Genomic DNA, 25,963 nt, shown 5'->3' with positions numbered 1-25,963 from the left:
TTTTTTGTTTTTCCCTGATCCTCGCAAAAAGAGTCAGTGTGTAAATGTGAAAATTCGATGGTTTTTGGGTCTTGGTGGTAGAATCCTATTAACCGGTGGCTGAGCACGGTTCTGTCAGAACGCAGAGAGAGGCTTGTCCTGGAGATTGTTTGCGAGGTATGATAAGAACCGTTACCAACCGGAGAAGGAGTGCTTCATGCCTTGCCCACATTGCGCCTCAGTCACGACCAAAGAACAAACCCAGAAGACCACGCTCGGCTATCGGATGTTCCGTTGCTCTCCTTGTAAGCACCTCTTCAACGAGCGGACAGGAACTCCGTTCAACTTCCTGGAATATCCCACCGATGTGGTCCTTCTGGTTGTCCTGTGGTGGCTCCGGTAGAAGTTGAGCCTGCGAGATCTCGCTGAAATGTTTCTTGATCGAGGCTTAACGTTCACCTATGAGACCGTTCGGGAGTGGGAAAGGCGATTTGCCCCGCTGATTACAGAGCAATTGCGGACCAAACGGCACGGACAAGCAGGACAGTCGTGGTACGTGGATGCGCACCCACGTCAAAGTGAGAGGAAAATGGTGTTCCCTCTATCACGCCATTGACGCACATGGCAACCTGGTTGATTCACGCCTCAGCGAGAAACGGGATATGGAGGCCGCTCAACAGTTTTTCAAGCAGGCACTCGCCGTTGTTGGTCATACCCCTGAACGGGTGACAACGGATGGGCACGCCTCCTACCCACGAGCAGTGCGTGAAACGCTGGGCGCTCATGTGCTCCATCGAACCAACAAACATCTCAATACTCGCCTGGAGCAAGACCATCGGGGAGTCAAGCAACGGTAGTATCCCATGCATGGCTTCGGAAATGTTGACTCGGCTGCTCGTTTCTGTTCTGCTTTTGACGTCAGAAGATCTTTCCCAAGGACTCGGCTCATGTGTAGTAGAGCCTCCTCGCTTGAGAGCAAGTGGATAGCGTCGGTATATTCCTGTACAAGAGCGGTAATATTTGGAGTGACTAATGAGGCTAAATGTTCTCTTTTGATCATCTGAATTTTTTTTGTGAGCTCATCCTTTCCATATATGCTCAAAGAGTCACTTGATAACACAAAGCGTTGAAATGGCGAGAGAGATGCCACGTCAACGCAATCCAGATCAACCTGAGAAACAAAGGAATAGAGAGATTGAAGTCTTCTCGAAGACTCCTGTTACTTACCATTCTATCTTTTTATGCTTTATTAATTGCCAAAATGTATCATATTTGTTAAAGTTTATTGTGCAGATAACAACACCAGGATAAGCATATAACTAAAACAGTATATTGATCAACGTCTATTTACACCTGTGGTGATAAATACAGGGTGATTTGTCGTCGTAACATGCACAAGTTTTTATTTTAAGGGCTTCAGGGTAAAAGAATGCCACTCGATGGATTGCAGATACATAATTACCGCTTGCTTCGACTGGTGGGAAACGGAGGCATGGGCGAGATCTATCTCGCTGACGACATGCGCCTCGCGCGCCAGGTCGCGGTAAAGATCGTTCGCACCAATGAGGCGGAGAATGAGAGCGGCGAGGCAAGCAGTAAGGCATCGCGCCTCTTTCAGCGCGAGGCGCGCATGATCTCGATGCTGGATCATCCCCATATTTTGCCCCTCTTCGACTATGGGGTGATCATGTTGAATGCTGCCCAACTCACGTATCTCGTGATGCCGTATCATGCTGCGGGCTCGCTTGACATATGGCTGCGCAAGCTGCACCATGCGAAGCTGCCTCCTCTGATGGTAGAGCCGTTCGTGCGCCAGGCGGCGGACGCACTTCAATACGCTCACGACCATCAGGTCGTTCACCAGGACGTAAAGTCATCGAACTTTCTGGTCAGTAATAGTTCTATCCAGCCCGACGTGCCCCATCTCCTGCTCTCGGACTTTGGGCTGGCTCGCCTGCGCCTGGGCTCCTCCAATTCAAGCAAACACGCCCGCGGCACGCCAAATTACATGGCCCCCGAACAGTGGCGTGGAGAGGCTGTGCCCGCCAGCGACCAGTATTCCCTGGCAATCATGAGCTACAAGTTGCTCACAGGGCACTATCCCTTTCAAGGCGATGCCGTTACCATCCTCTATCAGCATATCCAGACCGCGCCACCCGATGCCAGTCAGCTTGATCCGCAGATCTCTCCTGAGTTAAGCGCTGTCATCCAGCGAGGCCTGGCGAAGAAGCCCGAGGAGCGTTATCCCACCATAGTCGCCTTCGCGCAGGCCTTTCACCAGGCCCTCCACGGCGCATCAGCCTCCGCCGAACCAGTGCTCGAGCACTCGATATCAGAGTGCAGTGTCGAATTGCCCAGCCAACGCTCCCTAGCTGAGTCTCGCCCTGTCTCACGGAGCGTCTCATCCAATAGTGCTAGCAGTCCCCGCACTCCTTCGAGCGGCTATGGGACGCCATCGTCCCCTATCACAGGAGTAGATTGCCCAGATCCCTCACTCCGTACGAGCGAGCCTGCTGATTCTGCGGAAGAACCACCAGTACCCTTATCACAGATAGGCGAGTACCAACTCAAACATGCATCTAGCGAGCTGAAACAATCGAAGCAGACCTCTACATTCACTCCTATCAATAACGAGCAAGAGCCCTCTCTATTCATGCGGCGCACGGCCAATAGTAATGACAGAGAGCGCAAGAAGAGGCACGGGAGATTGCTCCTAAGCGCAGCTATGCTTCTTATCATTCTCGGACTTCTAGGAACACTTGCAATGAACACAGTCCTCAATAGCTATGCCTCAACGTTTATACCCGGCATCTCTCTGCAGATTCAAACACCTATTTCCCCTTTAGCAACTCAAACACTTGCCGAATCCTCAACAACCCAAACTCCTTCCACCTCTCCAACAACCCAAACTCCTTCCACCTCTCCAACAACCCAAACTCCTGGCGCAACAGGCAGCCCGGCCATTGGCAAAACGCCCGGAAATACTCAGGCGAGTCCAACATCCCCCAGGGTCTCAGGAGCACCTCCCCCAGCCCCTACAGCCGGCCCCACTGGCATATCGACCAGACCAGCGCCGATGCCACCCGGGAGCGTGGCATCGACAACAATCAATCCATTGCAGGTGCAAGGAGTCGATATCACTTTCGATCCCCCTACCATCTCGGCCTCCTGTGGAGGTATCGCCACCATAACCTATATAGCTACGATCACAGTCAGCGACAACAGCCCTGGCGGCGTGGTTGCCGTCAAATACTCATCCGATAACGGAGCAAGCTATAACACAACGACACTCACCTTTGCCGCGGGTGAGACCAGTAAAAGCTTTCGCTTTAGTCGTCAGCTGACCATTTTGCTCAACCTGCTCAACCTCGTACAGCTCGACATTGAGCATACCAGCATCGTCACCACGACCAGTCCCAATGTCGTCACCAAAAGCGCCGCACCATCCGAGACGTGCCACCTATAAAGAAGCGACAGAAAGGCTTCTCCTGCTCTTTCCTGCATTAGGTGGCTCGCACCATTCGGATACCATGGATAGTGGCTTCATCTGGTGATGCGCCTCAAAAAGAAAAGCAGGGGCTTGCAGAGCAGCATGTAGACCATCTATTTGATTTATTGGCACGCAACCGCAAAACCCTTTTGGTCCTCCTGGAAGTGATGTACATGCTTCGCCCTCATGCCCCCAAAGATAGTGGCAAAAGTCTTGACCGCTCGCAAGCGTATTCAGTCACTGGAGAGTTCGACAGAATTGTACTGGTGGGTGCATGTGGGGTGTAAACAGGGTCACGTCCTCACCTTCAGTGTTTTTTTGCACGTCCCTTAGAGTCACCTCTTGAGGAGCAAGGAAAGTCTGATGGAGACAAGATACAGCCGTCGCTCAGGCCAGGCCTGTCACACCAGCCCAAAGAGGTAATACATGAGAATCGTCACGCCGACGGCCAGAATTGTTCCAGCCAGAGCCTGGAACAATGTATGCGCGTGCAGCCGCCAGCGTGCCCAGCGGATGAGCACTACCAACGGTGACAAGAATAAGCAGAACGATCCCCATACCAGGCAATAGACCGTCACCGCGCCTGCTATCCCGACCTGATGCAGGCTAATTTTCCAGTACAGGGTGATGCATGCAACAACGGCGACCAGCGTAGCGGTCACCGTTGCGATAAGGGATGACGATGCATGCAAGAACAGCAACAAGACGAAAACGAGCAACATACACGTCAGGCCGAAGAAGAGCGGAACCTGGCGTTGCTCGCGTTTGCTGACATGGTGATCGATATAGCGTCCTCGACGCACCCCCTGCCAGATAAAGAGGAGCGGAGCGAGAGAAATACCGAGTACAGCAATACTCCACCAGAGGAGCGCGTGGAGGACATCCGGTGCTGTTGCGAGAGCGACTATGAGAAATGTGGGGAGGGCAACAAGAAGCGGGTTCGTCACTTCAGAAATGACCTTTGCTACCCATTTTCCTGGCCCGACAGGGAGGGGAGCGTTTTCCGAACGAGAATATTTTTCTTCAAGGGGTGTTTGTCTCTGTTTCATACATGCCTTCAACGAAAAACGGTTGTCTCCTCGTGGATGCAGGTGCATGTCATCCCAACCGCCGTCGTGTCAGACCGGTTAGGAGGAGACACCTTGTGTACAAGCAGTCTAGCAGAGAATAGCAGAAAAGGGGAGCAAAAGAGTTTTTAACTTACCCCTGGTTTAGTGGAGGTCCCAGACGTGGACTCCGCTAAACCAGGGGTAAGGTCAAATCTGACAAACACTCCCATCGAAATAGATCTTCCTTTGTTGTTCACAGCGTCACAGGCAAGATTCGCTGCCTATGAATAAAAACTGCGATTATCTTATTCCAGGATATTATTGATGAGGCACAAGAACGTATCCAGGTCAAAAGGTTTCTTCAAACGAAGCAGCTTTTCATGCTGAATGGTCCTTGTCATCACTTGCGGCATGGCACTCATCAGGATAATAGGGATATTTGTAAACTCTTCTCTCGCACGAAGCAGATCATGCAATGTAAAGCCGTCCATATCGGGAAGCCGATAATCACAGACAATCAAGCTTGGTCGCAGATAGTGAAGCAGATCTAACGCTTGTGCCCCTGTCACTGCAAGCATCGCTTGATATGATGTCTCCTCTCGAACAGCTTCGACGAGAAACGCTCCAATGTATGTATCATCTTCCACGAAGAGCACAGCTTTTGCAGCAGAGTGAATTGCTTTTTCTCTTGGCTGAAGCATCGTATCATCCTTTTTCGGCAATAAGCGAAGAATACTACTATTGATACGTGAGATGTATGTATGTCGCCTCACGCTTTCCGTTGTGGCAAGCAGCCGTCCGTCCTTCACGTCTACACACCTGCCTAAGTGCCTATCCCAATAGGCCCACAGCGCGGTAAGTAATCCAAGCGCAAGCAAGACGGAGCAGGCCCAGATAATTCTCGACCTTTTTCTCCCAGCGGATCAACACCCCACGAAAATGGTTCATCCAGCTGTGTGTGCGCTCCACTACCCATCGCCTTGCCTTGAAACCAACTTGCCGTTTGAGGGCTTGTGCTTCTTCCTTTCTCGCCCGAATATGCAGGGTATAGCCAAATACTTTTCCTAAGTCCCGAACCTCGTTGTAGTCATACCCTTTATCCAGGCAGAGATTCTGTTTTCGCGCGTCGATCGGCACTGGCCGAGCAATGGGAATGCTCTGAAGTGTTGCCCGAAGCATCTTGAAATCATTGCGATTGGCCCCCTCTACTTCTAAACCGATAGGGATGCCGTGCCCTTCAACAAGCAAACTCCGTTTCACTCCTCGTTTGGCTCTATCAGTCGGATTGGGACCGGTTTTCTCTTTGTGACTCCCGCCTGACGTGAACAATCACTTTGGCATAAGCTGCTAAAGTGGTTGTTCACGGGTTCTGGCCTCCAGCAGTATTGACTCAACACTGTGTGGAGGTACAGGCGGAAGAGCATCAGGAGACGGAGGGCACAATGGGCAAGACGACATGCGAAGGATGTGCCTCATCATGCAGGATCGCCTGGTGGGCGACGGCCAACTCGGCATCGACGCCGAAGTCGTGACCGGTGTTGGGATTGCGATCCCAGCGCGGAAAATTGCTGCTGGTGATGTCCAGGCGAATGTGATGCCCGCGCTTGAAGAGATTGCTGGTGGACCAGAGATCGATCTCGTACTCGTAGGCGGTGCCTGGCTCGATCAGCGACGGCTCTTCACCTCGCGTGAAGCCACGATAGCGGGCACGAATGATGCCATCAGTGAGGTTGCGCGCGTAGCCGTCGGGATGCACATCGATCAGGCGCGCCACGAAGTCGGTATCCGGCGCGCTCGATGTCGCCCACAGCGCGACTGTGATCGGTCCTGTCACCTCGGTGTCCTCTTCCAATGGTGGTGTGGTGTAGACCAGCACATCCTCCCGGCTCTCGGTGGCACGTTGGTCATAGGGACCAGCTGGATATTCCGCCGTCATCAGCAGCGCACCTCCGCGCGTGATAACCGGATGCGCCGGGTCGTAATCGTACGTATCCGCGGCCTCCTCACGCGGCGGGATCGTGCTCAGCGTCCCATCTCCATGCAGGGTATTGGCCCGCCCGCCGCTGTGCAGGTAGTAGCGCGTCTCAACTGCGCGCGCCAGCGGCCATTCGTTCTCCTCGCGCCACACATTAGCGCCCATCACGAAGAGCCTGATTGGCGCCTCCTCCGTGACGCCATTCTCAAGTCCCTTGAGCCAGTGATCGTACCAGCGCTGATGAACGCTCTCCATGGAACTCTTCAGGTCAAGCGTCACACTATTGGCGCCGATGCCAAAATTGATCTCGCCGACGAAGTTGGTGCGGTTCATATGCGACCACGGCCCAATTAACAACTGGCTCTGGCGCGCTACGCGCGTGCTGCCGCGCTCGTGCATAGCGCGAAAACTCTCGATGGTGCCCTGTAAGTAAAGATCGTACCAGCCGCCGATATTGAGGGCTGGCACCTGTACCTGCTCATATTTGCCCGCCAGCGTGAGCCCATCCAATCCCTCACGATCCATCACATGCTCAAGCTCCTCAAACAACGCTTGCCCCGTGTCGGTGCGCTTGAGCGGCGCAAACTCTTTGAGCGGCAGGGACCAGTAGCCCCGTGTGCCCAGTGCGTCAATCTCCTCGGCCAGTTCGCGCAGAGCCTGACCCAGTTTGCGCGGATCAGCCTTGCCCTGGTGTCGCTTGAGGACTACATCAGTTCCAACCGACTGTAAATGCCAGTTCGTATGCTTGCCCAGCTCAAAAGCCCCAGCCCGATACCGCGAGCCGTTCAGAGGATTGCCCACGGTGATCATCGGCACAATGGCCTTGAGACCAGCGGGCTGCAGGATGGCCGGTGCCCACTGGGCAAAACCAGAATACGAGGCCCCAAACATGCCAATCTGGCCATCGCTGTAGGGGAGACTCGCTGCCCACTCGATCGTATCCACCCCATCCAGCCACTCATTGACATTCGGTTCCCATTCTCCCTCGGACGCATAGCGCCCGCGTGTATCCTGAATAATCACCACGTACCCCTGCGCGCCATCTGCGTAGGATCGAAGAGGGACGTTGCCAGCGGCAAATGCTTGCCATACGGAATGCGCAAGAGCAGTACTGGCCAATGCCCCTCGCTTGCCGGACGATACACATTCGCGCGTAGCACTACTCCATCGCGCATGGTTGCAGGCACATCATACAGGACGCGAACTTCACTTTCCTGCTTCTGAGTCATAAAGAGATGTTCCTCTCGTCTTTTCCGGACCGCTCAGGCCACGGGTTGCGTATTGTTTTCCTCTTTATATTAGATTTATATAATATAAGATAAGTCTAATATAAGAGTAGTTGTATAATAACAACTGGGCCCTACGTTGTCAAGAGGAGACTCAGGAGGAAAAAGAGATGTCGCTTGCCCACGCTATTCTTGGCTGGTTGCACAAAGAACCCATGACGGGTTATGACCTCAAGAAGCAATTTGATCAGGGGGTCGGTTATTTCTGGCTTGCCGACCAGATGCAAATCTATCGCACCCTGGATCGCCTAGTGGAACAGGGCTATGCCTCGGTTCACGAAGAGATCCAGCACGCACGTCCCAATCGCAAGGTCTACACCGTGACAGAGATCGGACGCGTGGAATTTCGCCGCTGGCTAACCGAATCTCAGGATCTGCCCCTCTTCCGTGATCCTCTGCTCATCCAGGTCTTCTTCGCGTCTATCTTATCAAACGTTGAGATTATTCAATTGCTTGAACAACAGCGTACCGCTCACAGCGAGCGGTTGGCCTCGTATCAACAGTTGGTCCATTTTCCCCTGGACGCGTTGGTTGGGACGCCAGGAGTGAGTCGCAGACAGATGCTCCGGCGCCTGACATTAGAGCAGGGGTTAAAACGAGAACAGGCGTATATTGACTGGTTGGAAGAAGCCATCGAAGTCGTGCGCCGTCTTCCAGAGTAAGAGGGGAATATACCTATTGGGATAGGCTCTAAGGTTGAGGCAGAGGAGATGAATGGAGGAGGAGACAACGAACGGGCTTCCTGTCTCCCGTAACAATGCGCGTCTCCTTTCCACTTGTGTTGTCTCGAAGAAGAAGAGGTTGATAAGCCGTCGATCCATCTGAGCCTGGATCAACTGTTTCCTGAGGGCCACCAATGTTCCTTTGCTGAACGAGGCCTGATCTGTGTCAAGGCAGTCGAACACCAGTTACCATCGGCGATCCATGAGTGTCGCCTCGATGACTTCATCGTCAGACACTCTCGTGTAAGCTTGCAGAATGATTGCCAATGCCAGTTGTGCTGGAGCAATAGGTGGCTGACCACGACTACTCGCCTGGTACATCTCGGCCAGTTCTCCTTGAAATGCTTCACCGGAAAACAGATGCCGGTTATTGCCGTAAAAAGACGAACAGCTTTGCTTTCTTTATCCGTTTGACAATCTGTTCTTCTTGTGCTGACAATGCAATGGGAGGATGCCAGAATAGCGGTTGCAACTGCCCACTCCTTCCTTCTCGTGCTTTATCTCTAGCAGAGTGTGCGAGGCATTTGTTATATATCTAACAGGTTGATCGCCTACCTTTTTTGATGAGTGCTGCTGAGCACTCATCAAAAAGAAAAAAAGGGTAAGAGTGTTAAAGAATCCCCCACAAACACTTGGGGGATTCTCCTATTTGTATTGGTATTCCACTTAGGACGGGAGCCGGGCGACAAATCGATCAAGCTGCTCCATATCGTGGAGCACAGGCCCATGACCGAAGCAAACGAGCGCTGGGCGTAATTGCGTAAGCTTACGAATGGAGCGGCGGTTCTCTTCACGATCCAGCGTAAAGACGGCTGGCGGCTTATACAGGCCAGTTTTGCCCATGAGAGGATGGTTATTGCGCAACACGTCCCCCACAATCGCCACCCGATCGGATTCGCGAAAGTACATCACATGACCAGGAGTATGTCCAGGCATATGGATGACACGAAATTCAGCTATCTCGTCCCCATCATGTAGGCTTCGTTGGACAGGATACGCTGGCCCGGCGAACCACAGTTGCATGAGTTTTATGGCGGCAGTCCTGGGGACCATGGGAGCGCGCCCCTCCATGCTCGCGATATCTCCTTCAGGGCAGGCAAGTGGGATGTCCCGGGTGGTGCAGACCTGCTTGACTGCCCCTGGTGATCGGGGTGGCAATGGGTCAATGCCACCTGTGAAAGGGGGATATTTACCAGTTGTTTGAGCAGACTGGAAGCATCCCAGCGTGAGGCTGCGTCAATGAGCACATCCTCAACGAGATAGACATTGAAGAAGTTGTCTGGAAAACGGGTACGCAACTGCCAGACATGATGAGCGCTCATGTGTATGTGCGACCCTTGGTCAGAATCGGCATCGGGAGTTTTCTGTCGTGGAGCAAGGTCAGATGAGTTCATGGTGCTTTGGTACCTCCTTCGAAAAGAATCCTGAGTTCTTCCACCACCTGTTCTAAGGATCGTGTACTACGCTCGGCTTGACAGAGTAAGAGCGCCCCTTCAATTGCGGAGAGCGCAAAGAGTGCTCTCGCAGGAGCACGCGAGGGCGGGCAGCCGGAGGCCATCAGCAAGTGTTCGAGGCGGGTCAGCCAGGCATGATAGCTAGCGCGAGAAGCATGCTGTACAGGATCACTGGTGGCCGCCATCTCTAATGTGACCGTAGCCAGCGGACAGCCTTTTTGAAAATGGGATGTCTGGAGGCGTTCGCGAAAGAAGGAGGTGAGAAGAGAGAGCGCCATTCCCAAATCCGTGCCTTCCCCAATGATGGTCCAGAACGTTGGGAGCATCTCTCTCCAACTGCTTTGCACGTGGAAAAAAAGAAGGTAGAATGGACCTCAGCACTACAGTCCAAAGGATGAGAGAAAAAACAACGCTATGGTGAAGATCATCGTCGCAGGAGGCGTTTCTTATAATTTGATGGTGTACCTGAAAGAACTGCCTGAACCTCGTTCAGCAACCGTGTTCAGCCAGGCCTATCATGAAACGGTGGGTGGAACAGGAGCAGGAAAAGCGCTGGCTCTCCATCGCCTGGGCTCTCAGGTCACACTGCATGCGTTGCTTGGCACCGATGCGCAGGGGCAGGCTGTTCGCGACTACCTTGCTCAGGAACACCTTGAGTGTCTTTTTGAGCACGACCCGCGTGGTACGGAACGTCATCTTAATTTGATGGCTGGAGAGAAGGAGCGTCTTTCTATTTACCTGGAATCGGGCTCATTTGAGCCCATAATCGACCTGGAGCGTCTGAGGCAAGTTCTTGCCGGGTGTGATGTGGTTGTGCTCAATATTCTCAATTACTGCCGCCAGCTTCTCCCTCTGGCACGGGAGTACCGGAAACCGATCTGGTGCGACCTGCATAATTACGATGGGATCAACCCTTATCACCAGGAGTTCCTGGAAAACGCGGACTATCTTTTCCTCAGTTCTGATGCGTTACCAGACTATCGAGCTTTTATGAAAACGCAGATCGCCTGCGGGAAAAAACTGGTGGTATGCACCCATGGCAGCGCCGGGGCCACAGCGCTCACCCCACAGGGAGAGTGGTACGAGATTCCAGCATTGGCAGGGTACTCCGTCATGGATACCAATGGGGCAGGTGATAGTTTTTTTGCTGGTGTGCTCTACGGGCATACGCATGGATGCACACTGCTCACCTGCCTCCAATTGGGTGCGCTTCTGGGCGCACTCAGCGTGACTTCACGTGAACTGGTACCGTCGAGTCTTTCGCTGAGGTACATAGAAGAGGAATATTTCAAACAGTATGGCGCTTTTCCTGATTTTTGCTCGCCGAGGAACCACCCATGATAGCATCTCATTGCGCATCCTGTGGGTGTTGCAAGAATAAAGAAGAAAACAAAATAAGTAGGGAGATCTCTCTTTGTTTTGTTTAAGCAACGACTCCAAACAGCTTGGCAACCAATGCCATCTGTCCTTTTACATCCCCCTTTTCTACTCCTTGTAATTGTCCCTTCCTGATCATGTTCATGATCTCGTATCCTTGTAAGGTTCGCCACGCTGTCTCAAACGAAAAGAAACCCATACGAGATTTGGTCAAGCGTTTGATAAAGCGATGATCTTGTTCAATCAGATTGTTGAGGTACTTCGTTTGCCGCAATTCACTGCATTCGGGGAGGTAGCCGTGCGCTTTCAATTCAGCAAAGGCTTTGGGATATGCCGCATTTTTGTCGACATTGATCACCCGTGGCGAGCTCGTATGCGAGGCGACAAGTGTCTTCAAAAAGAAGCGCTTGGCGGCTTCTCCATCTCTGGTTGCGCTCAGCCAAAAATCGAGCGTGTTTCCTTCTGAATCAACTGCTCGATAGAGGTACACCCACTCTTTTTTACTTTGATGTACGTCTCGTCGACGCGTCACGAGTCATTGGTGACTTTGAGGTGAGAGCAACAGCGCTTCTCCAGTTCGGGTGCATACCGTTGGACCCAGCGATACATGGTGGTATGATCCACCTGCAAACCACGTTCCATCATCATCTCCTCCAGATCGCGATAGCTCAGAGCATACCGGATATACCAGCGCACGCAGAGCAGGATGATGTCGGCTTGAAAATGACGCCATTTGAACGGATTCTGCTCGACCATGATGAGCCCTCTTTTGCTCTTTTCTCCCAACTCTAGCAGATCGGTTGACTTCTTGCGACACAACCGGTCGGGGAGTTTGGAGCGTAGTCGCCCGCGAGCCAGATCTGCCAGCACGTCCGCATCCTGCTCTCCATCCATCACCGCTTCGAGCATATCACGTCCACCCTTGCCCAGTATATCCGTTGCCACTGCTGCCAGCTTGATATTAGCCCCCTCCAGCAGCTTTTGTACCCGGTTGACCTCCTGAGAGCGATCCTGGACCAGGGTCTTGCGGTAGCGCGTGAGGTCCCGCAGGTCCCGGATTGGCTTAGGGGGGATAAAGCTGGCCTTGAGCAGGCCATTCGCTCTCCTTCACGTCTGTCTTACGTCCCGACACTGCCTTCATGTGCTGAGCATTAACCAGGATAATCGTGCGTCCTTCTTCCAGGAGATTGAAAATGGGATGCCAAAACACGCCCGTGCTTTCCATAGCGACCACGGTAACACCCAACTCGTGCAATCAATCGTCGAGCAGCAGCAGATCACTGGTCATGGTTGCCAACGTGCGTGTCTGCTTCTGCTGGTGCCCATTGGCTTGCGTGACCAAGACGGTGTTACGGCTGTCTTCTGATGCACATCAATGGCAGCACAGCGTTCATAGACGACTTGCATAACCAACCTCCTGTGTCTTGAACTTGGCCTCTCTTGCGCAAATGATGAGTGCCAGGTGCAAAAACGGACAAGATTCCTCCGCGTGATCATGGCAACAGTCATTCATGCTGGATGCACCTCGGTCAGCTTTAGCCTCGAATTGTGGGTATCAATCTGCACCGACCACTCGCACTCATCACCCTGGTCAGTATAGCCCATTTTCATTCGCTTTTATGTCGCTCAGCGACATCACGCTTTAGCCCAATTTACTACTTATCATACGTTCTTTTGAAGAGAAAAAGCAGCTTTGGCCTTTTTCCTCTTTATGGAGGGCATTTCCTCACTCAGGCAAGGCGAGGAACACTCTCGATGATGAGATCGTAGGCTCTTCGTGTCAGGCTGGGCTGAGTCGAGCTTACGCAGGATGATATGCTGGTGGGAGCACTGGTGCCCATGAGTTTTCGAGTGTAGGCGCCACCCACTGGTCTCCATTACGAGAAAACGAGCCTCGTTTGTTTTTTTGACCCCATCTCCAAGCGACCTGTTTATCGCCTGCCCCTAGCATTGCGATTGCATTCCCAGCGGGCATCGTCGGCTGAGAGGTCAGAACGACTCACGCAGGCGCGCGCGAGGACGGTCAGGATCTGGAGAGGATTGCAGCCATAGATGCCAGCGGCCCAGGCGGCGTTCGCTTCGATTACTGCCCAGCCGCGCCCGCGTATCTTACCAATGTCGATGACAATGGCAGGAGGGATCTGCACAGCCGGGTCAGCGAGCAGGGCCTGGAGGAAGTTCTGTGCTTCTTCTCCTTCCGCTAGCCAGGGTTCCCAACTCCCATCTGGGAGACGCGTGGAGTGGTTACCGCGCCAGTAGGACGAGAAGGTCATCACCCGCCGCTCAAGGACAAAAAAGCGGAACTCAATCTCCCAGTGGACCGGTTCAGAGATCAGGACAGGCGTGGCTTTGGAAAGGCGCTGGCTTTCAATGGGCAGAGCTGCACCCGAAAGCGTATACTCCAGCCACGAATGCTTTTCCGGTGGCAGGTTTCACAAAAGCAGGTTGGGCGAGCTTGCGTGCATCCGCAAGCGTTTTCCTTTCAGAGAACCTAAATTATTGGCGGCTTTGCCAGATAATATGCCGATGGTTTTAGCGGCTGGAAGCAGACAGCCAGTGCCGCATAATTTACCTCATCCCACGAGATACGCAACGAGCTTGTAGCAAGCTAGCAGCATAAAGAGAAAAGAAACCTCTAATGAGAAGGAACAAAACATATTCTCATGAGGAGGTCACTTTAGGTATGATACCTAACTCGAGCATAGAGGTGCAAACCTCTCCGGTGAATCGTCCCTCTGTCCCTGCATGGTTCGCCGAAGTCGTCATCCTGTCCCAGCACCTCACAACGAAAGGACTTCTCGAAGCCTTCGCGCATCAAGTCCAATTGGTGCGTAGACGCTTCGGCAGCTACGAACCGATTGATTTTCTCGCGCTTCTGTTCGGGTATGCAATCAGCGGAGAACGAACGTTATCGGCCTTCTTTGAACGTGTCGCACCATTTGGATCAGCCTTCATGGCCCTGTTTGGCCCCGTGCTCATCTTCCCCATCGGGCCACCCTCAGCCGTTTCCTGGCGAGCGTAGACCATCCCTGCCTGGAAGCATTTCGCAAGCTCTTCGAGCAATACAGTTTTGCTGAGGGATGGACGAACGATTCTATCGGTGGAATTTGGGATCGGCAGGGTCGTCGCTATCTCGTTTTTGACGTGGATGCCACACGCCAGGCGGCACGACAGCGAGCGTTGCCCTGTGATCCAACGTTGCCTGCTCCTCGACGCCGACTTGATGCGGCCTGTGCGCCTGGCTACACCGGGCGAAAACGGAGAGAGGTGGTTCGCACACGCACCGTCGCGCTTCAGATGCATACCCGCCAATGGGTCGGCACCTACGCGGGCCGAGGCAATGGTGACTATCAAGGAGAACTCGCTTCGGCACTTCGAACCATCACAACCTACCTGGGACTCTTTACTCTTACACCAGAGGTCGCTCTCGTTCGCCTTGATGGGCAATATGGGGATACTGTAGCGATTACGCAACTGACTGAAGCAGGCGTCCATCTGGTCACGCGAGCGAGAGGGTATCGAGTCTTGGAGCATCCTCAGATCCAATATGTGCTGGCTCACCCACCAACCGCGAGGGTGAGCAGAGTCAACAGTGACGAGGTCGTCGAGTTGTTTGAAGGAGGCTGGCTGCAATTGGATGGAGCAGTTGGGACCCGCGTCATTGTGGCTCGGCACCGCGCCCCTGAGCCGGGCAAGAGGATTTCGGTGGGCAAGTGCATCGGGGAGTGGGTGTATAAGGTTTTCATCACGACCCTGCCCATTGATGGATTCCTCGTTGAAGATGTGCTCGATCTCTATCATAGGCAAGGAGCCTTTGAGGCGGTGCTCACCGATGAAGATATCGAAGAGGACCCAGACCGCTGGTGTTCGTACACGGAGTGTGGACAAGAACTCTGGCAGATCACGTGTCAATGGGTGTGGAACCTCCGGCTCTCGCTTGAGCAGGCTATGCAACAAGCCGCGTTGCGAGAGATCGAGTGGGCGTCCCCGAAAAAGACCCCTCCTGTGCTCCTCACCATTGAAAAGCCAGTTGAGGAGTATGGGCCGTGGGAATGGGCCGCAGCCTTCGGGCGAGCCACGGGACACTTTGGAGCCGATGCCTTCACGTTACAAGAGGATGGCAAGCTCCGCTGTCCAGCGGGTGCCAGCCTCTGGTTGAGTGAAGTGCGTCAAGAAAATGCGTTCACCCAACGCGCCGTCTACCTTGCGTATCAGATCGATTGTCAGCGCTGTTCTCTCCGAGAGCAATGTCTGGCGAAAGGGGCCAAAGGTGATCGAGCTCGTCGGATCAGCGCTGTCCGTCGCCTCTTGCCCCCACCTGCCTCGGCTGCGTGTGAGCAAGAGCCACTCCTTCTCGGACCAATACGATGGGTGGACGTGGCAGGTCGAGCGCTTCGCCGCACCTGGACTACTCATTGGCAGAGTCAACATGCTGAGATCATCCCGCTTGTCGAGTGCCCGAAGAGAGTTTCCCCACCACCACATCCCCCTCGTGCGGTGCGTTCGCATTACCGCTGGAGTTGGCCCAATCGGCTCGCCAGGAATGCCTGGTGGGGACCACCGCAACTGTGTGTGACCGTCGCAGGCGTTCCCGCTGTTCTCGCCATCAAGTAATACAGGAGGAAGTGGATGGCTGATGCCCAATTTCGGGGCTTACTGCTCGCTTGTTTGTGGGAAAAGTTCTCATTTCCTCCCTCTGTGAGGAAGGGATGAGATATACTACAGAGAGGTCTTCTGATCGTTCTCTCGCAAATAAAATGACAGGAGGTGACCTAGGATGATTGCACGATTGTGGAGAGGCTGGACATCGCTTGAAAACGCGGATGCCTACGAGGGACTGCTTCGAGAACAGGTTCTGCCAGGGTTGCGACAAATCGATGGCTATCGAGGCGGATATATTCTTCGACAAGAGAGTCAGGGCGAAGTGGAATTCGTCGTGATGAATTTCTTTGAGTCGTTGGAGGCGGTGCGCGCCTTCGCGGGGCCTGACTATACAGTTCCCGTTTTTGAACCGGAAGCGAGACAGCTTCTCTCGAAAGTTGAACCCCTCGCGCACCATTATGAGGTCAAAACCACTCCATAGGAGACCAGCAAAGTCGTTGCTCTTACAAAGCATGAAGGACACGCTTACGGAGCAGGGGAAAACCTGCTCGGCCATATCCCTGCCTTTTGATAAGCTTCAGCTTTATTACGTGTCCTTCCACCACGCCGTTATTGATCCACCAGGCAAGACCAGTTCTCACCGCCTCTTTGTCTTTCTCGACTCCTGCGGCAAAGGACTGGAGTTCGGGAAGGTTACTGCTGGCTACCTGCTCCAGCCAGGCATCAAGGCATTCTCCCGTGCGGTTGCGCATCATCTGGGTAAACTGTTGAACCAGATCATAGGCCAAATCAACCTCCGAGTGAAGCTGACGAAGTTTGGCAAGCATTTCCTGCTCCTCGACATGGACTTTGTCCGGACGACGAAAAAACAGAAAGGCAGCCTGTCGTGCGCTCACAAGAGCAGGGGCCTTCAATGAGGCGTGAAGAGCATTCTTGCGCCCGTTTGGAAGCCGACAAACGAGGGCGTTTCGTACACTCTCATAGGACCTCTGATAGCCTTGTTCTACGAGTTCTTGGAAGAGGCCGGCGATATTGTGGCATCCATCATTCCAACGCTGGACCATATAGGGGAGATAGCGATCCACGTGGCTAGCCTGCTCACGTGGTTTGCGTTCGGGAAACTTCCCAGCAGCCAGCCAACTCTGCACGGTGCTCGTGCCGATTCCTACCTGCCGAGCAATAGCCGCTTGGCTCAGACCGAGCTTGTGCAAAGCGATCACCTGCGCGTATCGAGCCAGACGCTCCTCACGCCGGCTTTGCTGCAGGCGCTCCAGCGCTGGGGAAATCTTGACTGCTCGTTTCGGCTGCCACATTGGTGCCCCCCTGTTCATCGAGCGTCGCTTGTGTCTGTTGTTTGTACTCCGCTGCCAGATGACGTGCCAGAAGCCCCTCCAGCGACTCTCGAAGATTTTTCAACAGGTGAAATCTGTCCGCATACTGCATAGCCTGGGGAGCACCTTCTCGCGCAGCAGAGGCATATTCTCCTCCGCGATCTCGACTGACCGCCATCAGATCCGGGTGCTGGCGCATCCAGGTCGCCGCTGTTTTCGCTTCCCGATCAGGTAAAAGATCCACGACTCGCCGGCTCTCCAGGTCCACCAGAATGGTGCCGAACCGGCAGCCTCGTCGAAACGGTCGGGTAAGGGGAAACGATGTTGCCATCGTCCCCTCCCCTAAGAACCGTGCGTGCTGCTTTCGCAGCACACGGCTCAAGCCTCTCATTTCGCCCGTTTCACCGGACGCGGTTTCTCCACGTGTAAACCCTGGCTATGAACTTGCTGATGACAGGTGGGATGCAGCAACACCCGATTTTCTGCTCGATCTGATCCTCCTTTGGATCGCCAGAGCACATGATGGCTGTGCCATCCCGTGATTTTGGTGATCTTTTGGTGGCAGATTGGGCAGAGGCCCCCTTGTTCTTTCCAGAGATGCAGCAGCCATCGTTTCCCCTTGAGCGTGCCGACCGTCTGCACATCAAGCCGTTTCTCGAAGTAGGGTTCCCAGGCAGGATCGTAAGGATTGGCCTCAGCACGAATTTTCGTGTGTCGCTCGATACGAATCGAGTCGGCGGAAAGGAGGCGAACCACTCTGATCTGCCCTTCCTCGCCTTTGAGGATTCCCGTGAACACCCACCGATTCGGACCAGCGGACGGCCAGTATTTCTCCTTGATCCACCAGCGCGTTTTGTGGCGGTGTCTTCGTTGCGCCCAAACCCACAAGGCTTTGAAGATGCCGTCGGAATTGCGCATGCCACGGCCACTCGTGCCCCAGGTGATATCCAGAAGGCTCGTTGGGACGCCCATTTCCATGGCACCATGAATGAGCGCGCCTTCATTGACATACATACGTCCATAGAAGCGCTCGCCGAGCAGTGGTAAAGAAGGCGCACCAGGAGCGCGTTCTTCCTGTGAGGGCAGACAACCAAGCAGAAAGAAAGTTGGCCAGAGTGTTGCGCTCAATGGGGTAATCGGGTCGAGAAAGTTTTCTCCAACATTTGTGCGTGTCCACCGGAAGGAACTGGCAGGCCCGCCGAGATCATTTTGCTCAGATTAAGTGCTTTGCCTCCTACCATTGCTCGATTGTACTGAGAGATGTCCTGGAGTGAAGAAGTATACATAAAGAGAAACCTTTCCTTGATATGTGGGTCCCCTAGCTCTCTCAGCCACGCTATCGCTTATCCCGCTATTCCATTTCGCGCTCTTCTTCAGATAAGAGCGATGCGCTCCCCTCATTGGATGAGCCAGCGCGGGTCAGCGTCAGAATGGCCCAACTGATCGTATCAGCGGCCTCGGCACCTGTAAGATCGAGATACTGATCGAAGGCGCGAATGAGCGCCGACGAGGTGAACAAGAGAACCATACGTACCAGATAAACTCGCTCTTGCTCAGCGAATGAGTCCAACACTGGAGCCAGAGCCGCCTCGATCATCTTGAGGCGCGCAGGCATCGAATCCTTGCGAATTTCCTGGGCCAGTTCACCGACTAAGGCCATTTTCATCGCGTCGCCCATGCCTTCTGAGCGCAGATATATTTCTCGCACCATAGCAACCAGTTCCTGTGGACTACGTGGCGGTTGCATCGAGTCCAGGCCAGCTTTGCGCGCCACATAGGCGCTCAATCCCTCAACCAGTTCTTGCTTCGTGCGAAAATAGCGATAGATCGTCGGCACGGACACGCCTGACTCGCGAGCGACTTCCGGAATAGACCAGGTCACCGCGCCGCCTGCCATCGTGCGGATCAGTCCTTCCATGATCAGATCGCGTGTTCTCTCCGTATGCTCCTGCCGCAGTCGGCTCGGAGCCTTTTTTTGCTCATTCATGATATGAATTATATCAAAATGAGACGAATCATATCAAGGGCATCTGAGAAAGAAGGAGTCCGAAAGCGACGAGCAGAGCAAGGAGGATCACGATGCAACCTTCATATTGGTACCCGTCAGTTGAACTCTCCCAGTCCGAAGAGCCGGTCATGAGACGGATTTGGAAAGCCAAATTATTTGTCTTTTTGCGAAAGCATCGTCATGAACTGATGAACGAAGCGTTCCAGGAAGAATTAATGAGTCTGTATCGCCAGGCGGAACGAGGGCGCCCTCCAATCGCCCCGGCGATGTTGGCGTTGGTGGTCATTCTCCAAGCATGGCAGTATGTCAAGATCCTTCCATGAAAAAGTGTGCGCTGATGTGACGTGCTGAAAGAAACGAAACGAGGGAAAAAAGGGTAAAAGAAAGAGGCCGGTGATGCGTCGGCGCCATCGGATGAGATCTAGAGAGAGGGCGATGGGATGCCAAGCGTGATCAAATTCTTCCATACGTGCTTCGCCGAGGTCGGCGAGCGACAGACAGTGGTGCTTGTGCGGCATCCTCAATCATACTGTTGGTCCGGCTCGTAGCGCGAGTATCAATCCGATCTCTGACATGGCCCTCTCTCGGGTACAGTGTAACACTTTTTCATGCGCAGTGGTGCGCTTCTGGCGCATGAATTACTGTTGGCGAAATCACCCTGCAGCTAGAGCAGGCGGTGAAGGAGCCAAGGCCGCAAAGCAGGAGCGTCGGGTCTGCTCAGGCGTTCGCTGTTCATGCCAGGCAAATAAACGAACAATATTGAGGGCGGTTGCCACCCAAAGATGCTGCAAATGAGTCTTCGCTTCGCCGATGTAGCGACTCCGCCGGAGCTCGAAGGCTTGAAGCCCTTGCGATAGCGTCCCCTCAATGTCTGCTCGTTTGCTATAGATGGCCTTGAACTCAGGAGTCTGCTGCCGTGCTCTGGCCCTCTGGGTCACATCACAAATTTGCTCTGAGCGCACTCTCACGGTTCGAGGGAGAATAGTTGCTTGGGTACAAGAAGAGCGCACCGGACAGGGGTTCTGTCAGAACTCAGACACCATCTTGGCATAGGGGTCGTATTTCTGGTATGCTAATCTCAGCATTCTGACGGAACGAGGAACATTGACCAATGAACTGCCCCCATTGCACAGCAACGAGCACCAGAGAACGAGCGAAGAAAACGAAACTTGGCTACGCAATGTTCTTCTGCCCACATTGCCGACCTATTTTCAATGAGCGAACCGGTACGCCCTTTCACTCCCTTGAATTCCCCACGGACATCGTCCTCCTCGCAGTCTTGTGGCGGTTGCGCTACAAACTGAGCCTGCGTGATGTCGCCGAAATGTTCCTCGAGCGCGGCTTTGTCTTTACACATGAAGCCATCCGAGATTGGGAAACGCGGTTTGCTCCACTGATCGCAGAGCAGTTACGAACCCGGCGACGTGGACAGGCGGGAAAATCCTGGTACGTCGACGAAACGTACCTTAAGGTGCATGGAAAGTGGTGCTACTTGTATCGGGCCATCGATTCTGATGGCCATCTGGTTGATTCTCGGCTGAGCGAGAAGAGGAACATGGAGGCGGCCAAGCAGTTTTTCCAGCAGGCCGTTGATGTCGTGGGCCACGTTCCCGATCAAGTGACGACGGACGGCCATACGTCCTATCCACGGGCCATACGTGAGACGATGAGCAGCAACGTCCAGCATCGAACAAACAAGTATTTGAATACTCGGTTGGAGCAAGACCATCGAGGAATCAAGCAACGCTATTATCCCATGCGTGGCTTCGGAAGCTTCGAATCAGCAGCCCGTTTCTGTTCTGCCTTTGATGAATTACGGAACTATTTCCGTTCCCGCTCTCCTATGAAAGCATTTGTCTCACTCTTACAACAACGACAAGCTTTCCCCCGACGACTTGCTGCCTTGAAAGCGTTCATACAAGTAGCCTCATAGCGAGAAACGCACAAGTAGTAGATTCTCAGGACTCCTTATGCGTTTCTGTGCTCTCAGTTCTGACACTACCCCTTGCGCCATTGGTGGATAGAGGTATCAGAAATGCCGAGCTCACGCGCAATCTGCGTAATCGGTTTGCCACTTGTCTGCGCCAGTCTCACGGCTTCCCGCTTAAATTCGGGCGGATAGGTCTTCTGCTTTTTCTGCATGATCTCTTTCCTCCTTCGAGAATAGTATATCCGAAGATTTCACTACTCTACAAAAGTGGGGTAAGCTCAGTGTCAAAACCGTTTGGTAAGTTTGGGAGGGAACTGGAAAAATACGTACCCACAAGCAGAGGATTTCTGCTTCTCAAAGCAGGCAAAGCAGTTGCATTCTCTTCTGGGGTTTCTGGAAAAATACTCCCACCATTTCTCCTTCCGGTGGATGGAAGAAAACGCGTTTCCATATATGCTTGAAGCATGAAAACGGATACGTATCCCATGACATGTTATTGGAAACTGCGGTAGAACAATATACTTTCAGAGAAAAGAGGAAACAGAACATGACCGATACCATGACGCGACGCACACTTGGGAAAAGTGCCATCGAGGTCAGCGCGCTCGGTTTGGGATGCTGGGCCATTGGCGGGCCCTTCTCAACACCAGACGTAGTCAGTGGCTATGGCTCCGTCGATGATGAGGAGTCTGTTCGCGCGATCCACCGGGCCCTGGAACTTGGGGTGACCATCTTCGATACTGCGGATGTCTACGGCTGTGGGCATAGCGAACGTATTCTTGGGCAGGCATTGGGCAAACGTCGCCACGAGGTGTTCATCGCCACCAAATTTGGCAATCAGTTTGACGAAGCTACGCGCATGAAAACTGGAGCAATGAACGATCCTCAAACCTACGTGCGCCGGGCTTGTGAAGACAGCTTACGCCGCCTACAGACTGATTACATCGATCTGTATCAAATCCATCTAGGTGACTACGATCTCGAACGTGCGCTCGAAGTCCGTGAGATTCTAGAGCAGTTGGTAACGGAGGGCAAGATCCGCTTCTATGGCTGGAGCACTGATGACGCTGAGCGAGCGCGCTTGTTTGCCCAGGGAGAGCATTGCCTGGCCATCCAGACCCAGCTCAATCTCTTTGAACGCCACTCGGACGTGCTCACGGTGTGTCAGGACTACCAGCTCGCGTGCATCAATCGTGGTCCCCTGGCGATGGGGCTGCTGACCGGTAAATATACATCACGCAAGCAGATTGGGCCGGAGGATATTCGGCTCTCGCAGCTCTCCTGGAATTACTTCAACAGCGAGCGTCTACCGGGACTCCTTGCTTGCCTAGAGCAGGTGCGCGATATTTTAACTGCTGATGGGCGGACCCTGGCACAAGGAGCGCTGGGATGGATCTGGGCATTCAATGAGCAGAGTATTCCTATCCCTGGTTTCAAGACGGTAAAACAGGTGGAGGAGAATGTTGCAGCCATGCAGTATGGTCCGCTGAGCCAGCACCAGATGCGCCAGATCGAGGAGATCCTGGGGCGGGTGAGTGACAATGCTGCGAGGGGATAGAGCAGGGTCCTTGCCAGTTCCCTCCACACAGGCTCACCAGCGGAGGGAACTGACCTCTCAAAAAGCTCCGTCAGGCGGCGACTCCTGTTGACAATCAGAGCTTTTGGAGTTTATGCTGGAAGCACATGCGTTTTTGGTATCGACTGAATGAGAGAAACAATGGCACGAACAACGCCGCGCGTTGAACAAGAAATCCTGGTATTGCCAGAGGGCAAAAAATCCGCAGTGCCAGTCGGGTCGCAGCAGTGGTATTCCTGGCTGGCGGATGAGCAGAACAGTTCCTTTTTCTTTGTGAACGAAGCCGGTTCATTTACGGCGCGCAAGGAGCGCCGGAAACGGGGCAGGTGGTACTGGATCGCCTATCGGAGTCAGGGTGGGAAACTGGCCAAGACCTATCTTGGGCGCAGCGAAGATCTGACCCTGGAGCGGCTGCGCGAGGTGACTTCCCGACTGGTTGGGCATTCGGTCAACCAGCCGAACGCGGTTCTGCATATCTTGCGTCAGCCGGTGGTCGCACCTCCCTTTCTTCCTCCTCCGCGTTCCCTCTCCGCAGACCGGATGATTGAACGCACGGCATTACTAGAGCGTCTCGATCAAAGCCTGAATGTCAAGCTCACACTGGTCACCGCCCCGGCGGGCTTTGGGAAAACCATGCTGTTGAGTAAATGGTATGAACGCTTCAGACAACACCAGGGAAACGAACGTGCCATTGCCTGGCTCACCCTGGATGAACGAGACAATGATCCTGCCCGCTTCTGGAGCGGCATCTGGAGTGCCCTGCGAGGCGGGCTGGAACGTGCGAACATTGATGTGACTTTCCCGTTCTCCTCGACGCCCCAGATGCCCCTGGAAACCGTCTTGGCTACCCAGGTGAGCGCCTTGAGGAAAGGATTCCGCTGCGTGCTCATTCTGGACGACTACCACGTGATCACCCACCCCCAAATCCATGAGGACATGAATGTATTGCTGACCCATCTGCCATCCAGCATCCATCTTCTTCTGGCCAGCCGGAGCGAGCCACCACTGGTCCTGGGAAAAATTCGCTTCTATGGGGAACTCGTCGAGCTGCGCGCCAGCGATCTCCGCTTGACACCAGACGAGACCAGATGTTTTCTGCACACCATCGCTGGTGTGGTGCTCTCAGATGAAGAACAGGATGTGCTGGAGCAGCGGCTCGATGGATGGATCGCGGGTCTGCACGTAGTGAGTCTGGCCATGCGAGGACACGAGCCTCCAGGCGAAGTCCTGGCGCGTTTCACCGGAAGCCAGCGTTCCCTTTTTGACTATTTCGCCGAAGAGGTCTTCGCCCGGCAGCCGGAGGCTGTGCAACGTTTTCTCCTCTCGACAGCCTTACTGACGGAACTCACTCCAGCATTGTGTGCAGCCATGTATGACGACCACGGACCCCAGGACAGCGAAGCATGCGCTCGGAGTCTGCTCGACACCATCGCGCGCGCCAATCTCTTTCTGGTCCCACTGGATGTAGAGCGCCAGCGGTATCGGTATCATGCCCTTTTTCGCGAATTCCTCTGTGAGAAAGTGCGACGCAGTCAGCCTTGTCTCGTCTCATCACTCTACCGACGGGCAGCTGATTTCTCTGAACAGCAGGGGATGAGAGAAGAGGCGCTGGAATATGCTCTTGCCGCGCAGGACAGCGAGAGAGCCAAGCGTCTGCTTGAGCAGATGGGTGAGGAATGGCTGTGGAAGAAAGGTGAGGCGAGAAGGCTGCTAGCCTGGATGCAGAAGCTTCCTGATCGATCGCTCGAAGAGCACCCACATCTAGGGATCCTGTATGCCTGGGCCTTGCTATTGAGTGGATCCAGTGACCTGGAAGTGGTGGAAACACGGCTTTATGCCATCGAGGAACGACATGGAGCAGCGGCCAGTGGTACACTGCGCGGGGATATCGCGGCCCTGCGCGCCAGACTGGCCGCCTTTCGCAAGGATACTTCCCAGGTGATCGTGTTTTCTCATCAGGCCCTACAAGCCCTACCGAAAGAGCGAGCACTCCTGCGTGCCGATGTTGCCTTTGGCCTGAGCGGGGCCTGCAGGAATCTTGACGATTCCTACCGCATGCTGGCAGAAGCGCAACACCTCAGCTTTGCTCTGGGCAGCTTGCGCACGGCTCTGTTCGCCAGCCGTTATCTGGCCGCGACGTGTGTGGATCAAGGCAAGTTGACCGAGGCTGAAGCCATTCTTCAGTACGCCCTGCACCTTGCAGGAGACAGAGAGCAGGCGCGAGTGCCGGTCGCGGGTATTATCCATATCGGGTTAGCCGAACTCTGCTACGAGCGCAATGAACTCGCGGCAGCCCAGCGTCATGCACTCCTGGGGATCGAGCTGGGCGAACGCTGTGGGGAGATCAAACCGCTCCTCTTTGGCTACTGTCTCCTGGCCCTCATCTCCGCAGCCCAGGGAGAGATCGAGCAAGGGTGGCAGCAGGTGTGGCAGGCAGAAAAGATCGCGCTGATGGGAAAAGTCACCTGGCTGAGCGAACGCATGGCAGCGATTGCCGTTCACCTGGCTCTCCTGCAGGGGGATCTGGGAAAGGCGAAGTGGGCGCTCCGCCAACGAGGGATTGACGCCGAGCAAGGAATTGAGCACGCGCCCGGCGATGGGCAGGAAAACGAGCGGCTGATGCTCGCCAGGGTCTGGCTGGCCGAAGGGAAGGACCTCGCTGTGCTCCACCTGCTCGACCCGGTTGGAGCGGTCACGCGGCAGAGAAAACACCAGAGAAACGTCTTCGTGGTTCAGGCGTTGCAGGCAAGCGCTCTCTTCGAATTGCAGAAACACCAACAGGCCGTGCAATTGCTGAGCGAGACGCTCAATCTGGCAGGGTCAGAAGGCTATCTGCGCACCTTTCTTGACCTGGGAGAGCCTTTGCACAAACTCATGCAGAGAATGGAGAGAGCAGGGAACGCAAAGGGATATGCGCACCAATTGCTTGATGTGTTCGGTGGAAGCCTCAATTTGCCAGAACCCCGTGGTAGTTTAAGCGAGCGAGAGTATGAGGTCCTCCAATTGGTCGCTACCGGGATGTCGAATCAAGCCATTGCCGACACACTGATCGTCGCGGTGAGCACGATCAAAGTTCATATCAGGCACCTGTGCCAGAAACTGGAGGCCCAGAACCGCATCCAGGCGGTTGCCAGAGCGAGAGAGAGAGGAATCCTGTGATTGATATGGTACAGCAGCTGGTTGT

24 protein-coding genes and 6 pseudogenes are annotated in these 25,963 nt (G+C 54.1%); 13 read left to right on the top strand and 17 right to left on the bottom strand.

The annotated features are described in order from the left end of the window. Positions 1–196: 196 nt before the first annotated feature. The 3 genes and pseudogenes from JMJ16_RS08610 to JMJ16_RS08600 all read left to right on the top strand — a co-directional run bounded on the left by JMJ16_RS08610 (position 197) and on the right by JMJ16_RS08600 (position 3,756). Positions 197–1,043 (top strand): annotated as a pseudogene (locus JMJ16_RS08610) (IS6 family transposase). 365 nt (positions 1,044–1,408) lie between these two features. Continuing rightward, positions 1,409–3,445: a serine/threonine-protein kinase gene (locus tag JMJ16_RS08605; protein ID WP_201380306.1), complete on the top strand. Its 2,037-nt coding sequence runs from the start codon at positions 1,409–1,411 to the stop codon at positions 3,443–3,445. Positions 3,446–3,516: 71 nt separating this feature from the next. Continuing rightward, complete coding sequence (locus JMJ16_RS08600; protein WP_201380304.1) at positions 3,517–3,756, top strand: hypothetical protein; 240 nt, start codon at positions 3,517–3,519, stop codon at positions 3,754–3,756. 114 nt (positions 3,757–3,870) lie between these two features. Here the strand turns inward: JMJ16_RS08600 and JMJ16_RS08595 are convergent, their stop codons facing one another. The 4 genes and pseudogenes from JMJ16_RS08595 to JMJ16_RS08580 form a co-directional block, all read right to left on the bottom strand. Next, the gene (locus JMJ16_RS08595; protein ID WP_201380302.1) at positions 3,871–4,518 is read right to left on the bottom strand and encodes a hypothetical protein; all 648 of its coding nucleotides are present in this window, start codon (positions 4,516–4,518) and stop codon (positions 3,871–3,873) included. Positions 4,519–4,823: 305 nt separating this feature from the next. After that, complete coding sequence (locus JMJ16_RS08590; protein ID WP_201380301.1) at positions 4,824–5,219, bottom strand: response regulator; 396 nt, start codon at positions 5,217–5,219, stop codon at positions 4,824–4,826. Between the two features lie 130 nt (positions 5,220–5,349). Beyond that, a pseudogene (locus tag JMJ16_RS08585) lies at positions 5,350–5,820 on the bottom strand (IS5 family transposase); the annotation flags it as partial. Between the two features lie 121 nt (positions 5,821–5,941). Further along, positions 5,942–7,668: pseudogene (locus JMJ16_RS08580) on the bottom strand (CocE/NonD family hydrolase). Positions 7,669–7,889: 221 nt separating this feature from the next. Between JMJ16_RS08580 and JMJ16_RS08570 the strand changes: the two are divergent. After that, positions 7,890–8,441: a PadR family transcriptional regulator gene (locus JMJ16_RS08570; RefSeq protein WP_201380286.1), complete on the top strand. Its 552-nt coding sequence runs from the start codon at positions 7,890–7,892 to the stop codon at positions 8,439–8,441. Between the two features lie 246 nt (positions 8,442–8,687). Here JMJ16_RS08570 and JMJ16_RS08565 read toward each other — a convergent pair whose 3' ends face one another. The 3 genes and pseudogenes from JMJ16_RS08565 to JMJ16_RS08555 form a co-directional block, all read right to left on the bottom strand. Beyond that, positions 8,688–8,822 carry a transposase gene (locus tag JMJ16_RS08565; RefSeq protein WP_201380284.1) on the bottom strand — a complete coding sequence of 45 codons (135 nt, stop codon included), beginning with the start codon at positions 8,820–8,822 and terminating at the stop codon, positions 8,688–8,690. 345 nt (positions 8,823–9,167) lie between these two features. Continuing rightward, positions 9,168–9,823 (bottom strand): annotated as a pseudogene (locus JMJ16_RS56835) (MBL fold metallo-hydrolase). Positions 9,824–9,891: 68 nt separating this feature from the next. Further along, positions 9,892–10,281: a TetR family transcriptional regulator C-terminal domain-containing protein gene (locus JMJ16_RS08555; protein ID WP_201380280.1), complete on the bottom strand. Its 390-nt coding sequence runs from the start codon at positions 10,279–10,281 to the stop codon at positions 9,892–9,894. Positions 10,282–10,369: 88 nt separating this feature from the next. Here JMJ16_RS08555 and JMJ16_RS08550 point away from each other — a divergent pair, with 88 nt between their 5' ends. After that, complete coding sequence (locus tag JMJ16_RS08550; protein ID WP_201380278.1) at positions 10,370–11,296, top strand: carbohydrate kinase family protein; 927 nt, start codon at positions 10,370–10,372, stop codon at positions 11,294–11,296. An 82-nt stretch (positions 11,297–11,378) separates the two neighbouring features. Here JMJ16_RS08550 and JMJ16_RS08545 read toward each other — a convergent pair. Then, positions 11,379–12,088 (bottom strand): annotated as a pseudogene (locus tag JMJ16_RS08545) (IS6 family transposase). Between the two features lie 267 nt (positions 12,089–12,355). After that, positions 12,356–12,557, bottom strand: a pseudogene (locus JMJ16_RS56830) (IS110 family transposase); the annotation flags it as partial. On the opposite strand from JMJ16_RS56830, the gene JMJ16_RS08540 reads away from it, so the two are divergent. Beyond that, the gene (locus JMJ16_RS08540) at positions 12,531–12,698 is read left to right on the top strand and encodes a hypothetical protein (protein WP_201380276.1); all 168 of its coding nucleotides are present in this window, start codon (positions 12,531–12,533) and stop codon (positions 12,696–12,698) included. The pseudogene JMJ16_RS56830 and the gene JMJ16_RS08540 overlap by 27 nt on opposite strands. Before the next feature lie 565 nt (positions 12,699–13,263). Here the strand turns inward: JMJ16_RS08540 and JMJ16_RS08535 are convergent. Continuing rightward, positions 13,264–13,704, bottom strand: a complete 441-nt coding sequence (locus tag JMJ16_RS08535) for an ATP-grasp domain-containing protein (protein WP_255553203.1) — start codon at positions 13,702–13,704, stop codon at positions 13,264–13,266. Between the two features lie 311 nt (positions 13,705–14,015). Between JMJ16_RS08535 and JMJ16_RS53820 the strand changes: the two genes are divergently transcribed. From JMJ16_RS53820 to JMJ16_RS08520, 3 genes are all read left to right on the top strand, one after another. Further along, entirely contained in the window at positions 14,016–14,354 is a 339-nt protein-coding gene (locus JMJ16_RS53820) for a hypothetical protein (RefSeq protein WP_236601286.1), read from the top strand. Between the two features lie 122 nt (positions 14,355–14,476). Further along, positions 14,477–15,946 carry a hypothetical protein gene (locus tag JMJ16_RS53815; RefSeq protein WP_236601284.1) on the top strand — a complete coding sequence of 490 codons (1,470 nt, stop codon included), beginning with the start codon at positions 14,477–14,479 and terminating at the stop codon, positions 15,944–15,946. 163 nt (positions 15,947–16,109) lie between these two features. Next, positions 16,110–16,415, top strand: coding sequence for a hypothetical protein (locus JMJ16_RS08520; RefSeq protein WP_201380273.1), 306 nt, complete (start codon positions 16,110–16,112; stop codon positions 16,413–16,415). Positions 16,416–16,437: 22 nt separating this feature from the next. On the opposite strand, the gene JMJ16_RS08515 is transcribed toward JMJ16_RS08520, so the two are convergent. The 5 genes from JMJ16_RS08515 to JMJ16_RS08495 form a co-directional block, all read right to left on the bottom strand. Beyond that, a complete protein-coding gene (locus JMJ16_RS08515; RefSeq protein WP_201380271.1) occupies positions 16,438–17,247 on the bottom strand; it encodes a transposase in 810 nt (269 codons plus the stop codon). Continuing rightward, a complete protein-coding gene (locus tag JMJ16_RS08510) occupies positions 17,180–17,596 on the bottom strand; it encodes a transposase (protein ID WP_201380269.1) in 417 nt (138 codons plus the stop codon). The genes JMJ16_RS08515 and JMJ16_RS08510 overlap by 68 nt, the downstream gene beginning before the upstream one ends. 56 nt (positions 17,597–17,652) lie before the next feature. Beyond that, complete coding sequence (locus tag JMJ16_RS08505) at positions 17,653–18,393, bottom strand: HNH endonuclease (RefSeq protein WP_236601283.1); 741 nt, start codon at positions 18,391–18,393, stop codon at positions 17,653–17,655. Further along, positions 18,390–18,551 carry a hypothetical protein gene (locus JMJ16_RS08500; RefSeq protein ID WP_201380262.1) on the bottom strand — a complete coding sequence of 54 codons (162 nt, stop codon included), beginning with the start codon at positions 18,549–18,551 and terminating at the stop codon, positions 18,390–18,392. The genes JMJ16_RS08505 and JMJ16_RS08500 overlap by 4 nt, the downstream gene beginning before the upstream one ends. A 65-nt stretch (positions 18,552–18,616) precedes the next feature. Then, positions 18,617–19,252, bottom strand: a complete 636-nt coding sequence (locus tag JMJ16_RS08495; RefSeq protein WP_201380260.1) for a TetR/AcrR family transcriptional regulator — start codon at positions 19,250–19,252, stop codon at positions 18,617–18,619. A gap of 92 nt (positions 19,253–19,344) precedes the next feature. Here JMJ16_RS08495 and JMJ16_RS08490 point away from each other — a divergent pair, with 92 nt between their 5' ends. Then, a complete protein-coding gene (locus JMJ16_RS08490) occupies positions 19,345–19,596 on the top strand; it encodes a hypothetical protein (protein WP_201380258.1) in 252 nt (83 codons plus the stop codon). Between the two features lie 330 nt (positions 19,597–19,926). Here JMJ16_RS08490 and JMJ16_RS08485 read toward each other — a convergent pair whose 3' ends face one another. After that, on the bottom strand, positions 19,927–20,283 hold the full coding sequence (locus JMJ16_RS08485; RefSeq protein WP_201380256.1) for a transposase: 357 nt from the start codon (positions 20,281–20,283) through the stop codon (positions 19,927–19,929). A 101-nt stretch (positions 20,284–20,384) separates the two neighbouring features. On the opposite strand from JMJ16_RS08485, the gene JMJ16_RS08480 reads away from it, so the two are divergent. After that, positions 20,385–21,206, top strand: a complete 822-nt coding sequence (locus JMJ16_RS08480) for an IS6 family transposase (RefSeq protein WP_201380254.1) — start codon at positions 20,385–20,387, stop codon at positions 21,204–21,206. Positions 21,207–21,271: 65 nt separating this feature from the next. On the opposite strand, the gene JMJ16_RS08475 is transcribed toward JMJ16_RS08480, so the two are convergent. Further along, a complete protein-coding gene (locus tag JMJ16_RS08475) occupies positions 21,272–21,415 on the bottom strand; it encodes a transposase (protein ID WP_201380252.1) in 144 nt (47 codons plus the stop codon). A 335-nt stretch (positions 21,416–21,750) separates the two neighbouring features. On the opposite strand from JMJ16_RS08475, the gene JMJ16_RS08470 reads away from it, so the two are divergent. Together JMJ16_RS08470 and JMJ16_RS08465 are read left to right on the top strand one after the other, a co-directional pair. Then, positions 21,751–22,761 (top strand): aldo/keto reductase, encoded by a 1,011-nt coding sequence (locus JMJ16_RS08470; protein WP_201380243.1) that lies wholly within the window; start codon positions 21,751–21,753, stop codon positions 22,759–22,761. Between the two features lie 159 nt (positions 22,762–22,920). Beyond that, a complete protein-coding gene (locus JMJ16_RS08465; protein ID WP_201380241.1) occupies positions 22,921–25,938 on the top strand; it encodes a LuxR C-terminal-related transcriptional regulator in 3,018 nt (1,005 codons plus the stop codon). Positions 25,939–25,963: the final 25 nt, after the last annotated feature.

Source organism: Ktedonobacter sp. SOSP1-52, assembly GCF_016587395.1.
This window is presented reverse-complemented; position numbering and strand designations above follow the sequence as displayed.

What these genes read in the sequence shown, in the direction of transcription:
- JMJ16_RS08540 (WP_201380276.1), top strand. Translation starts at nt 12,531, where the DNA reads ATGCCAAAACACGCCCGTGCTTTCCATAGCGACCACGGTAACACCCAA.
- JMJ16_RS08590 (WP_201380301.1), bottom strand. Translation starts at nt 5,219, where the DNA reads ATGCTTCAGCCAAGAGAAAAAGCAATTCACTCTGCTGCAAAAGCTGTG.
- JMJ16_RS08495 (WP_201380260.1), bottom strand. Translation starts at nt 19,252, where the DNA reads ATGAATGAGCAAAAAAAGGCTCCGAGCCGACTGCGGCAGGAGCATACG.
- JMJ16_RS08500 (WP_201380262.1), bottom strand. Translation starts at nt 18,551, where the DNA reads ATGTATACTTCTTCACTCCAGGACATCTCTCAGTACAATCGAGCAATG.
- JMJ16_RS08465 (WP_201380241.1), top strand. Translation starts at nt 22,921, where the DNA reads ATGGCACGAACAACGCCGCGCGTTGAACAAGAAATCCTGGTATTGCCA.
- JMJ16_RS08605 (WP_201380306.1), top strand. Translation starts at nt 1,409, where the DNA reads ATGCCACTCGATGGATTGCAGATACATAATTACCGCTTGCTTCGACTG.
- JMJ16_RS08550 (WP_201380278.1), top strand. Translation starts at nt 10,370, where the DNA reads ATGGTGAAGATCATCGTCGCAGGAGGCGTTTCTTATAATTTGATGGTG.
- JMJ16_RS08520 (WP_201380273.1), top strand. Translation starts at nt 16,110, where the DNA reads ATGATTGCACGATTGTGGAGAGGCTGGACATCGCTTGAAAACGCGGAT.
- JMJ16_RS08480 (WP_201380254.1), top strand. Translation starts at nt 20,385, where the DNA reads ATGAACTGCCCCCATTGCACAGCAACGAGCACCAGAGAACGAGCGAAG.
- JMJ16_RS08570 (WP_201380286.1), top strand. Translation starts at nt 7,890, where the DNA reads ATGTCGCTTGCCCACGCTATTCTTGGCTGGTTGCACAAAGAACCCATG.
- JMJ16_RS08470 (WP_201380243.1), top strand. Translation starts at nt 21,751, where the DNA reads ATGACCGATACCATGACGCGACGCACACTTGGGAAAAGTGCCATCGAG.
- JMJ16_RS08595 (WP_201380302.1), bottom strand. Translation starts at nt 4,518, where the DNA reads ATGAAACAGAGACAAACACCCCTTGAAGAAAAATATTCTCGTTCGGAA.
- JMJ16_RS08555 (WP_201380280.1), bottom strand. Translation starts at nt 10,281, where the DNA reads ATGCTCCCAACGTTCTGGACCATCATTGGGGAAGGCACGGATTTGGGA.
- JMJ16_RS08565 (WP_201380284.1), bottom strand. Translation starts at nt 8,822, where the DNA reads ATGTACCAGGCGAGTAGTCGTGGTCAGCCACCTATTGCTCCAGCACAA.
- JMJ16_RS53820 (WP_236601286.1), top strand. Translation starts at nt 14,016, where the DNA reads ATGATACCTAACTCGAGCATAGAGGTGCAAACCTCTCCGGTGAATCGT.
- JMJ16_RS08475 (WP_201380252.1), bottom strand. Translation starts at nt 21,415, where the DNA reads ATGCAGAAAAAGCAGAAGACCTATCCGCCCGAATTTAAGCGGGAAGCC.
- JMJ16_RS08515 (WP_201380271.1), bottom strand. Translation starts at nt 17,247, where the DNA reads ATGTGGCAGCCGAAACGAGCAGTCAAGATTTCCCCAGCGCTGGAGCGC.
- JMJ16_RS08510 (WP_201380269.1), bottom strand. Translation starts at nt 17,596, where the DNA reads ATGGCAACATCGTTTCCCCTTACCCGACCGTTTCGACGAGGCTGCCGG.
- JMJ16_RS08490 (WP_201380258.1), top strand. Translation starts at nt 19,345, where the DNA reads ATGCAACCTTCATATTGGTACCCGTCAGTTGAACTCTCCCAGTCCGAA.